This is a genomic window from Methylobacter sp. BBA5.1 (assembly GCF_000746145.1).
Classification (GTDB): domain Bacteria; phylum Pseudomonadota; class Gammaproteobacteria; order Methylococcales; family Methylomonadaceae; genus Methylobacter; species Methylobacter marinus.
Window position 1 is genome coordinate 1 of record NZ_JQKS01000064.1, and the last position, 6,912, is coordinate 6,912.

7 protein-coding genes and 1 pseudogene are annotated in these 6,912 nt (G+C 52.1%); 3 read left to right on the forward strand and 5 right to left on the reverse strand.

The window, feature by feature from the left end; genetic code table 11:
• Together traI and traJ are read right to left on the reverse strand one after the other, a co-directional pair.
• A partial coding sequence (traI, locus tag EK22_RS21480; protein ID WP_036254317.1) for a TraI/MobA(P) family conjugative relaxase occupies positions 1–2,042 on the reverse strand: 2,042 nt, incomplete at its 3' end.
• Positions 2,043–2,076: 34 nt separating this feature from the next.
• Entirely contained in the window at positions 2,077–2,451 is a 375-nt protein-coding gene (gene traJ, locus EK22_RS21485; protein ID WP_036254296.1) for a conjugal transfer transcriptional regulator TraJ, read from the reverse strand.
• A 373-nt stretch (positions 2,452–2,824) separates the two neighbouring features.
• On the opposite strand from traJ, the gene EK22_RS21490 reads away from it, so the two are divergent.
• Genes EK22_RS21490 through EK22_RS21500 form a run of 3 tightly spaced genes read left to right on the forward strand, consistent with a single transcriptional unit; the run spans position 2,825 to position 4,406 of the window.
• On the forward strand, positions 2,825–3,238 hold the full coding sequence (locus EK22_RS21490) for a TraK family protein (protein ID WP_036254298.1): 414 nt from the start codon (positions 2,825–2,827) through the stop codon (positions 3,236–3,238).
• The gene (locus EK22_RS21495) at positions 3,238–3,963 is read left to right on the forward strand and encodes a nucleotide-binding protein (RefSeq protein ID WP_036254299.1); all 726 of its coding nucleotides are present in this window, start codon (positions 3,238–3,240) and stop codon (positions 3,961–3,963) included. The genes EK22_RS21490 and EK22_RS21495 overlap by 1 nt, the downstream gene beginning before the upstream one ends.
• Positions 3,960–4,406, forward strand: coding sequence for a conjugal transfer protein TraM (locus tag EK22_RS21500; RefSeq protein WP_200882644.1), 447 nt, complete (start codon positions 3,960–3,962; stop codon positions 4,404–4,406). The genes EK22_RS21495 and EK22_RS21500 overlap by 4 nt, the downstream gene beginning before the upstream one ends.
• A gap of 240 nt (positions 4,407–4,646) precedes the next feature.
• Here EK22_RS21500 and EK22_RS21505 read toward each other — a convergent pair whose 3' ends face one another.
• The 3 genes and pseudogenes from EK22_RS21505 to EK22_RS25385 all read right to left on the reverse strand — a co-directional run.
• Complete coding sequence (locus tag EK22_RS21505; protein ID WP_036254306.1) at positions 4,647–4,874, reverse strand: hypothetical protein; 228 nt, start codon at positions 4,872–4,874, stop codon at positions 4,647–4,649.
• A 22-nt stretch (positions 4,875–4,896) separates the two neighbouring features.
• A complete protein-coding gene (locus EK22_RS21510) occupies positions 4,897–5,349 on the reverse strand; it encodes a Tse2 family ADP-ribosyltransferase toxin (RefSeq protein ID WP_036254308.1) in 453 nt (150 codons plus the stop codon).
• 325 nt (positions 5,350–5,674) lie between these two features.
• Positions 5,675–6,912 (reverse strand): annotated as a pseudogene (locus EK22_RS25385) (IS3 family transposase); the annotation flags it as partial.

The window sequence follows — 6,912 nt, forward strand, 5'->3', positions numbered from 1 at the left end:
TTTCTGGTACCGCCATAAGTGAAAGTGCCATTTTGTCCGTTATATAGAAAATGCTTCGGTATATCGTAAATTTTAAACCTCTTTTGCTCTCTCTCGTCAATATATTTTTCAGCGGCAGCGATTTGTTCCGGCTTCACTCCTGCCCCAAAAACGCCCCGTCGCAGTGTGTTATCTGGTTGGGTTCCTTGCTGCTCCATGTGACCAGGAACATCACGCGACAATAACACTTCACTTCCGCCGGCGATGCGAACCACACCGAGTTCGGACAGTTCTCGCAAACGGTGCTGGCTTTGGGGCGGCGGAACTCGTCCAGGGCGTCCAATGTTGGGCTTCCCGACGATACCGGCGGAGCGTTCAGATGCTCCGGCTGCCCGACTACCGCCAGGCCCGCTTCTAAATCTGATAGCGTGCTGGTCGGCAGTGGGTCCTGATCCAGCGCGGCCAGTGCCGCGTCGATCAGTTCGTCCTCGGTAGGAAATTGATTCGGTTCGCTCATTTGCTTTCTCCTTCGTTGAAAGTTCCTGCCGCCGACGCTCAAGGCCGGGGTCGGCAAAGATGATGGGTAATTGTGATTCAACGGCGGCTCGCACGACCTGCGCCTTGAACTCGACCGTGCCATTGACGGTGATGCACTCGCCGTACCGCTCCATTGCCAGCCTGAGAGCCGCTTGCAGACCCTCGCTGTTGGTCTCGCGTGATACTTGCAGTTTGTCGCCATCATCTCGTATGGCACTCATACCGGCACGAAAGATGATGGTTCCCTTCTTCGTGATGTTGTCCAGTATGGGTACGTGGCCAGGCCTGGCTTGACCCTCGCCTTTGACGGTATTGCCTTTGAGGCCTTGGGCGGCCTCGCGGGCACGCAGGGCGGTCAGAGCCTCGTCATTGCCCTGCATGGCTTCTTTCTTGAGCCAGTCAGCCCATGTGAGCCGTCTGTGCTCATCGTAGAATCTCTTCCGCTCCCTTCGATACTGTTTGTTGATCGCCTGAATTTCGTTGCGCAGAGACCTACTGGCTTGAGCATACAGCAGCTTTTTGGTCAGTCGCCCCTCGCTCAAGATTTTGATAGCCGCCCGTCGCAGTCGGCCCGACCGTTTGACAGCCGCTATCTGCTCATCCTTACGCTTTCTTGCCTTAACCAAAGCGGCCGCCCTGGCAGCTGTCAAGGTTTGCTGTTCAGCCTTGTACTTGGCATATAACTCAACAGTATTGACACGCAGACGTACCGGGTTCTTCTGGTACTGCCGCTTCACATTGATTCGCGCTTGCCGTTCGGACGATGCCTCGAAAGAGCCCAGTCTGGCTTCCAGCTTCGGTTTGGAAAGATCGCGGGCTACCGTACTTGCTTTAACCATCGTGCCGTCGACGGCTTCGATGACCAGACCGTTAGCGCGTTCGCGCAACTCAAGGCCGTTTGCACGCATAGTCTGGTGCAACTCTGCCCAAGACTGAGCCTCTCGGATTTCATCCAGACACTCCCGTTTGATCCAGCCGATCAGGCTTTCAATACCGGCATGACGTTCCATGTCGGTCGCCCGCCCTTCAGCGCCCCGCTTGCGCGACTGATGATTGTCCGGCTCAAGGCCATAGTCTCGTTCAAGGACGGTGCATAGCTCAGCCAAAGCCCGGTGCGGATAATACGGTTCGTGCATCGTGTGCCGTACCGGATGAATCTTGTTGATGGCAATGTGAATGTGCAGATTGTCCGTATCGTGATGTACGGCGCTAATCCGTTGATGCTCACCATAGCCAAGGCCGGCACAGATCCGCTCTTCAATGGTCTTGATGGTGTCGGCATTGGGTTTCTCGCCCGTTCTAAAGCTGACGAGCAAGTGATAGGTCTTGTCCCCCGTGGCCCGAGTGTTGATGTGCTGAGTCGCCAGCACTTCATCAATCGCGGCCTGCACCGTTCCTGCTGCGCAGTTCGTGACCTGAACTTGCCCAAGTCTTTCGGTTTTTCCCTGTGTGTCGGTAATGTAGTCCGCCAGCCCTGCAAAATCGCTTTTGCCAAGCGACCGCATAGGGACATGCTTTGCAATCAAGCCGCCTCCCTGAAGATTTTAGCCGCTAAAAAATTCATGATTCCGCCCTTGGGCGAACCACCGACTTCATTACCTGCCCCATTTCATCCTGCGTGGACTCGATCCTGCTCAGCAACGCCCGGATTGTGGCCTCGCCAAACTGAACGGTACGTCTATCATTTGTCAGCCAGAGCTTCAGGAGACCTCCCAGACGGCCAAGATCGCCATTGATGCGTGCCAATTCGCGCACTTGTTCATAATCGACAATCCCCCTGATCTGGTAGCCCTGCCCTACTTCGCGTAAGAATCGTGCAACGCTCATACCGGCCTGTTGCGCCTGGCGTTCGATTTCAGTTTTTTCTTCCGGAAAGACTGGCACTCGCAAATGGTGGCCGCGTTTCCGTCCAGTTTGTTTCTCTTTATTTTCCATTGTTCGTCAACCTCGCTGTTACCGACGGTAGCCGGCTGCCTCGCAGAGCAGGATGTCCGTTGAGCACCTGGTGCGAATAAGGGTAGTGAAGTTAGTTGACCGGCTTTGACGGTTAGCTAACTTCACACATCCTGCCCGCCTTACGGCGTTCTTAATGCCATGAAAAGTGTCCACTAGTCATTTCGATTTGTACGCTATTTCCTCGCTGTAATAATACTATTTAATTTACGATATAGCGAAATTGTATAAAATCGGCTTATAATAGCCGCTAGTGGCGCACCAACAGTGTTGCAGCAGTGCACTTATAGCGATGCGGTAGCGGTGTAATTGCGTTTAAGCAGTGTTTTGATGACACGACAATGGATCGATAAAGATGGCAAAGAGCTATACCGAAGAACTGGCCGACTGGGTGAAGAAACGAGAAGATTCAAGGCCTCGACAGGACAAAAACATGGTAGCTTTCCTGGCCGTGCGTAACGACGTGAAGGCGGCAGTTGAAGCCGGCTATGCGTTCAAGACCATTTGGGAGCATATGCACGAAACGGGAAAGATACCTTATCGATACGAGACATTCCTGAAGCACGTCCGTCGGTATATCACTCATGCGCCGGCCAATCAGGCGAAGCAGACCGCCTTGCCTGCTCCATCCCAAGAAGATGACACAAAGACCGACCCGAAGGCCGATGCTATGAGAACTAAGGCGTCTCCGGAGCCAAAGAAGAACAGAGTCCGTGCAATGACCGGCTTTACATTTAACCCAACACCAAATAAAGAGGATCTATTCTAATGGCCAAAATCCATATGGTTTTACAAGGTAAAGGCGGCGTCGGCAAGTCGATGATCGCGGCCGCAATCGCCCAGTACAAAGCAAGCAAGGGACAATCGCCTTTATGCATCGACACTGACCCAGTGAATGCAACATTTGAGGGATATAAGGCACTGAAAGCACGCCGTCTGAACATCATGGATGGCGATGAAATCAATACCCGCAACTTCGATGCCCTGGTTGAACTGATAGCGCCAACCAAAAACGACGTAATAATCGACAACGGGGCCAGCTCGTTCGTCGCCTTGTCCCACTATCTCATCAGCAACGAAGTTCCAGCACTGCTCCAGGACATGGGGCATGAGCTGATTGTTCATACCGTCGTCACCGGTGGCCAGGCCCTTCAAGACACGGTAAGCGGATTTGCTCAACTCGCCGGCCAGTTCCCGGATGAAAGCGTGTTTGTTGTGTGGCTGAATCCCTACTGGGGGCCTATCGAGCATGAAGGAAAGGGATTTGAACAAATGAAGGCATATAAAGACAATAAAGATCGCGTATCAGCCATTATCCAGATTCCGACACTCAAGGAAGAAACCTATGGCCGGGATTTCTCGGAAATGCTGCAGGCCCGGCTGACCTTCGATGAAGCCCTGGCAATGGAATCGCTGACAATCATGACCAGACAAAGACTCAAGATCGTGCGTACACAGATTTTCGTGCACCTTGAAAATGCGGCGGTGCTGTGATGGCGACTGACAAGATCGAGGAAACCATCAAGGAAATCGCGGCGAAACACGGCATCGCCGTTGGCCGCGACGATCCAATCTTGATCCTGCAAACGATCAACGAACGATTGATGCGGGACAGTGCGGTCGCCCAACAAGAAATTCTGGATCGCTTCAAGGAAGAGATGGAAGCCATCGCCCATCGCTGGGGCGATGACGCCAAAAACAAGGCCGAAAGAACGCTCAACGCTGCCTTGATAGCCAGCCGTGAAGCAATGATAGCAACCATGCATGACGGTGCAAAGGCGGCGGCCGAATCATTGCGCCGCGAAGTGGAATCATCGGTATCGGTCGCCCGGCTCTACACCCTAGTCCGCGAGTCGCGGCGTGTCGCAATTATGAACTTGATAGCTGCCAGCATGACGGTTTTTGTAGCAGGACTTGCTCTTCGGGTTTTGATGTAAGTTCCCTATGAATCCACAAATTATCATAGATAATCCGGTAGGTGGCGCCGCCTTTGATCATATAGTCAGGTAGGGCGGTTTCGCTCAGCAAACCACCATTTGAATCAAACCAGTAATATTGCGGAACATTACAGTGACAAGGCTCCGTTTGTTGGTGGATTGCCAAGGCAAATCCACCATACGAATCATCTGCCATACGGTCATAAAATGGTACTGAGGTGAAGTGCATCCTATGGCTTTTCAGCGAACCAATTTCTCATATGGCATCAAGCTATAGCGTTGCTTGATTGCCTCTTCATAGCTGGTCCGCAGTGAATCTGCCGCTTTCATATAACCCATGATTTCATCTTCGAGGTCGCTAGGGTCTCCGCTTTCGGCTGCTTGCTCCATTTCCGCTTTTAGCCCCCATATTTTTTCGTCCACTGCCTGTATCGCTGCTTCCAAGGCGTATGCGCTGATTTCTATCATGCAAAATCTCCTAAAAAATCGTTTAAATTTTCTTGCCTAATTCGATCGCTTTGACAATGGCATTTCGCGCCAAATTATCTAATGCTCCTTTAAAAGAATCCATGCGCATCATCTTGGCCTTGCTTTCGATTTGGTAATGATTTGCATCAAAAATTTTGTTATAGCCAGTAAACCGGACAACAAGCGATTCTGGAATAACCGTACCCTTCGGTATCTCGAATGATAGCCAAGATTTTCCTTGAAAAACCTTTGCGCGATCAAATAATGAAGTGCCTCCACCAGTTTCAACCCACATATCTCCATTCTGGTCAGCAAATGAGTCGATATCTCTCTTTCGAGTTTTTCCGTTGGGCAGTTGGCGAGGTTCAAAGTCAGGATATAAGATTTCCGGGGCTGGTTGGGTGTCGATAATTGCACCTCGCGGAAATTGTTCGATTCGTATTGAACGGAACAGATCAACAGTCGTTTCTTCCATGCATTACTCCTAATTTTTTATATCATCAGAAAGTTGAAGGCCAATCATCATAATGATGATTCCTATTAATGTAACCTTACTGGTTGCTATTTCTTCTTTTTGCATTGTCTAGCAAGCGAATTTTATATCCGGGTCTTACTTAAGCTCAGAAATAAAAAATTTTCGAGCATTGTTTTTCTGGACGAGATAACGCGCAAATCATAAACAGTTTTAAACTAAACTCAAAGTGTAGCTCATCAATAAAAATATATATGATCGTTTTTGGTTGAATGCGCTAATTCAGGAAGCAGGCGGTGTTTTTCAAGATAGTTGTCGTGTTTTTTGATCACGCGGCCTTTTTTATTTCCGCCTCGTTCCGCTCCGGATTTAGCGTGACTGGTCCTACTGGCGTCCAGTTTCTTGTCGCTCCTGACCAACGTGCCGGATGTCGTTTTTTGGCCTGGGCATAGACCTGATCACGCTGATCAAGAATCGCGCGGTCTTCGCCCCGATGGCGCTGTATCGGCGTGACAAACTTAATCTGACTGTGTCGATGCGTGTCGTTGTATCAAGGCACGAAGCGGCTCATCCATTCGCTTGCGGCCAGCAGAGAGGCAAAGCCTTGCGAGGGCTATTGCGGACAGTATTTCAAGGTCCGGAACAACGCTTCCGAATACGGGTTGTCATTACTGACCCGGGGCCGACTATGAGAAGGCGTAATGCCCAGGTCATAAAGCTTGGCCTGCAGCGTCTGCGACTTCATCAGGCTGCCGTTATCGGCATGCAGCACCAGAGGCTTGCGTAAGCAATGCTCGGCCAATACCGCACGCTGTATCAAAGCGGCCGCCGCTTCACCACACTCCTGCTCGTACACTTCCCAGGCGACGATTTTACGGCTGAAGATATCCATGATCAGGTACAGATAAAAGAACCGGCCGCGCACGCCGCTCGGCAGATAGCTAATGTCTCAGGTCCAGACTTCATTGGCCGCTTTGGCTTGATGCGTGGTCGGAGGCCGGCGTTTTTGTGGTGCTTTCGCGCGGCCCCGATGATGCAGCTGATCCGCCGCCTTCAGGATACGATAAAAGCTGGATTCCGAAGCCAGATACACGCCCTGGTCCGCCAGTCTCGGCACGATCCGACTGGTTGCAGACCGCCAGCACCTGTTCCCGCTCCTGTTCCGACAGCTTGTTCGCAGGCTCCGGGCGTTGCGCTTGCGCGCGCTGGTCCTGACTAATCTGGCCGGCTTCCTGCGTCCAGCGCTGGAAGGTACGCAGGCTGAGGCCGGCTTCTGCGCAGGCCAAACGCTTCCGGGTGCCCGCAGAGGTTGCTTCGCGAATCCAAGCCACTAATTGTTGCCGCTCCGGGTACGAGGTTAATCGGCCTCGTTTGCCTCCCAGAGGGCTGTCAACTTTTTTCGCAGCACCAGTAAAGCCGCGGCTTCCGCCAGGGCTTTCTCCTTGCGGTTGAGCTCTTTTTCGAGCGCCTTGATGCGCTGTTTGTCCTGCTTTGCTTCCAGTCGCTGCTGTTGCTGTTGCGCTCCGGCCTTCTGGGCGCCTTGAATGCAGGCGTCCTTCCAACGCC

Excerpts from the sequence above, each read along its gene's own strand:
- EK22_RS21510 (WP_036254308.1), bottom strand. The coding sequence starts at position 5,349 with ATGGAAGAAACGACTGTTGATCTGTTCCGTTCAATACGAATCGAACAA.
- EK22_RS21505 (WP_036254306.1), bottom strand. The coding sequence starts at position 4,874 with ATGATAGAAATCAGCGCATACGCCTTGGAAGCAGCGATACAGGCAGTG.
- EK22_RS21495 (WP_036254299.1), top strand. The coding sequence starts at position 3,238 with ATGGCCAAAATCCATATGGTTTTACAAGGTAAAGGCGGCGTCGGCAAG.
- EK22_RS21490 (WP_036254298.1), top strand. The coding sequence starts at position 2,825 with ATGGCAAAGAGCTATACCGAAGAACTGGCCGACTGGGTGAAGAAACGA.
- traJ (WP_036254296.1), bottom strand. The coding sequence starts at position 2,451 with ATGGAAAATAAAGAGAAACAAACTGGACGGAAACGCGGCCACCATTTG.